At 57.2% G+C, this 3,175-nt stretch carries 2 protein-coding genes; both read left to right on the forward strand.

All coding sequences use genetic code 11. The features are described 5' to 3' along the window. Positions 1–2,854 (forward strand): DUF1553 domain-containing protein (locus tag ABD949_RS18340; protein ID WP_345245622.1); only part of this gene is annotated, 2,854 nt, incomplete at its 5' end. A gap of 87 nt (positions 2,855–2,941) precedes the next feature. Continuing rightward, on the forward strand, positions 2,942–3,175 hold a 234-nt coding region (locus ABD949_RS18345), incomplete at its 3' end, for a hypothetical protein (RefSeq protein ID WP_345245624.1).

The following is a 3,175-nucleotide window of genomic DNA, read 5'->3' on the forward strand; positions in this document are numbered from 1 at the left end:
TGCCCCCACCAAAGTGGCTTTGCCGGCAGTGAAGAACAAGCGCTGGGTGCGCAACGCCATCGACCATTTTGTGCTGAAGAAGCTGGAAGAAAAAGGCCTCACTCCCGCTGCCGAAGCCGACAAGGCTACGCTGCTGCGCCGGGTGAGCCTGGACCTGACGGGCCTGCCCCCCACACCCGCCGAAGTAGATGCGTTTCTGGCCGACAACTCTCCCAATGCCTACGAGAAAGTAGTAGACCGGCTGCTGGCCTCCCCGCACTACGGCGAACGGCAGGCTACAGAGTGGCTGGATGTAGCCCGCTATGCCGATACCCACGGCTACCAACTGGACGTGATGCGCACCGCCTGGCCTTACCGGGATTGGGTCATCAAGGCTTACAACCAGAATCTGCCCTACGACAAGTTTATCACCTGGCAACTCGCCGGTGACCTGCTGCCTGACGCGGCCCGGCCTGACGCGGCCGGGCCCAAACCCGCAAACCGGGAAGTAACCCGTGATATGCTGGTGGCGACGGCGTTTAACCGCATGCACCCGCAGAATCAGGAAGGAGGCATTGTGGAAGAAGAGTACCTGGCTGAATACGCGGCCGACCGCACCAACACCTTTGGTAAAGCCATGCTGGGCCTGACGGTGGAATGCGCCCGCTGCCACGACCACAAATACGACCCTATCAGCCAGAAAGACTATTACCAGCTTTTTGCCTTTTTCAACAACATCAACGAAGCCGGGCAGGTGCCCTATAATGGTGAGTCCAGCCCGACCCTGCTGCTAACCACGCAGGAAGCCGAAGCTAAACTCAAATTCATCCGCGAGCAGCTAACCACGCTGGAACCCGCCCTTAACCCGGCAAACTCATCCTACACCAACAGCTTTCAGAATTGGTTGAGTACCGTTCGCCGGCAACCGGCACAGCTTATCGCCCGCCCCGGATTGGCTGGCCGCTACCGGTTTGAGGATAGCGACCCGAAGACCTTCTGCAACGAAGCCGACCCACATAACACCGCACGCTTGTCGGGCAATACCGACGAAGTACCGGAAATAGTGCCTGGGCGCTGGGGCAAAGCCCGGAAGGTGAACGGGGAAGGCCACATTGATCTGGGCAAGCAAATTGCTTTTTATGACCGGTACCAGCCGTTCTCTGTCAGCCTCTGGGTCTATTTGTTAAAAGATGGTCTGCGCGGTCCGGTTTTCAGCCGGTCCAACGGCCTCGACAACGGTAACCGGGGTATCGAGTGCCTGCTGCTGAAAGACGGAACGCTGAGCCTTAACCTCAACCACAGCCATCCCGATAACGCCATCGACCTGCGGACGGTGCAAAAGTTTCCCGTCCGGCAGTGGACGCATCTGACCATTACGTACGATGGCTCCGGCTCGGCAAAGGGTACCAACCTGTACCTCAACGGCAAGCTGGTGCCGGTGCGGGTCTTTGCCGATAACCTGAAGAAAAGCATGCTCTACGGTCCCGGCCACACCAACGGTTTTGGCCTGTTTGAGAACTTCCGGCTGGGTGGCAAATTTCGGGACTCCATGGCCGACTTCCTAGTCGATGAGCTGGAGGTATACTGCCGGGCCATCACGCCCATTGAGATAGCCGGTCTGTACCAGCAAAAAGATTTGGTCAGGGAATGGCTGAAACAGCCCTCGCTCACCGCCGGGCAGCAAAACCTGTTGCGGACCTACTATGTCTCGGCCGTTGACCCGCAGTGCGCCAAAGCGGCCCAGGAGGCTTCTGCGCTGCGGGCACAGGAAACGGCGGTGTACGACGATTGTAATGAGGTAATGGTTATGAAGGAACGCCCGTATGCGCAGAAAACGTATTTGCTGAAGCGGGGCGTTTACGACGCTCCCGGCGAACCGGTGCAGCCGGATACCCCCACCGAACTGGGCACGCTGCCGGCTGGTCTGCCCCGGAACCGGTTAGGCTTGGCGCAGTGGCTGCTCCGCGCCGATAACCCGCTGTTCAGCCGGGTAATGGTCAACCGCTTCTGGCAGCAGTATTTCGGGCAGGGGCTGGTTAAGAGCAGTGACGATTTTGGCAATCAGGGTAACCTGCCCACCCATCCCGAACTGCTTGATTACATGGCGGTACAATTCAGAGAGTCTGGCTGGAATGTAAAGGCAATGCAAAAACTGATTGTGCTCTCGGCCACCTACCGGCAATCCTCGGTAGCGGATACTCACAAGCGGGAAGCCGACCCGGATAATTCGCTGCTCTCCCGTGGACCCAGCTACCGCATGTCTGCTGAAATCATCCGCGATGGCGCACTGGCCGCCAGCGGATTGTTGATGCGTAAAGTGGGTGGCCCTAGTGTTTATCCATACCAGCCCTCCGGAGTCTGGGAGTCCTTATCTACCCTTAAATACCAGCAGCAGCATGGCGATAGTTTGTACCGTCGCTCGATGTATACTATCTGGAAGCGGACCGCTCCACACCCGGCCATGCTAACGTTCGATGCGCCGGAGCGGCACTTCTGCACGGTTAAACGCCAGAAAACCTCTACCCCGCTACAGGCACTGGTTACCCTCAATGACCCGCAGTTTGTCGAAGCCGCCAGGGTGTTGGTGCAGGGAGCATTAAGCAAGGTTCCAGGAAACATGGGGAGTGAAGGGATAGTACAGCATATTTTTAAATCCATTGTCAGTCGTCCGGCGCGGCCGAAGGAACTGGAGCTGATCAGACAGCTTCATGCTAATGAGCTGGCTGATTTCCGGAAGAATCCGAAGCGGGCGGCCGACCTGCTGGGCGTAGGTGAATATCCGGTCGACAAGCGCATACCGCCGTCCGAGTTAGCTGCCTGGACAGTCGTTGCAAGCACCATTCTAAATTTCGACGAAGCCATTGTCAAACGATGACGTATATGCCAGTAGATTGTACATCCTCAGGAATTTTTAGCATGAAATTGTAGTTTTATAATTCACTAATGCCTTAACCCCTCTCGTATGCTCCTCTGGAACGACATACGTTTTCGATATATCGCCGGTAGTGCTGCTATTGCTGTGTTCAGCCTGGCCGTCTGGAGTTCCTGTGGCCGTAGCGTAGATAAACCGGCGGAGCTGGTAGCGGCCGAAAAGACCCTGCCTGAGACGGTCGACTACAACCTGCACATCAAGCCCATCCTCTCTGACCGCTGCTTTGCCTGCCACGGTCCCGATAAAGCCAAACAGCAGGCCGGC

This window comes from Nibrella saemangeumensis (assembly GCF_039541915.1).
Lineage (GTDB): Bacteria > Bacteroidota > Bacteroidia > Cytophagales > Spirosomataceae > Nibrella > Nibrella saemangeumensis.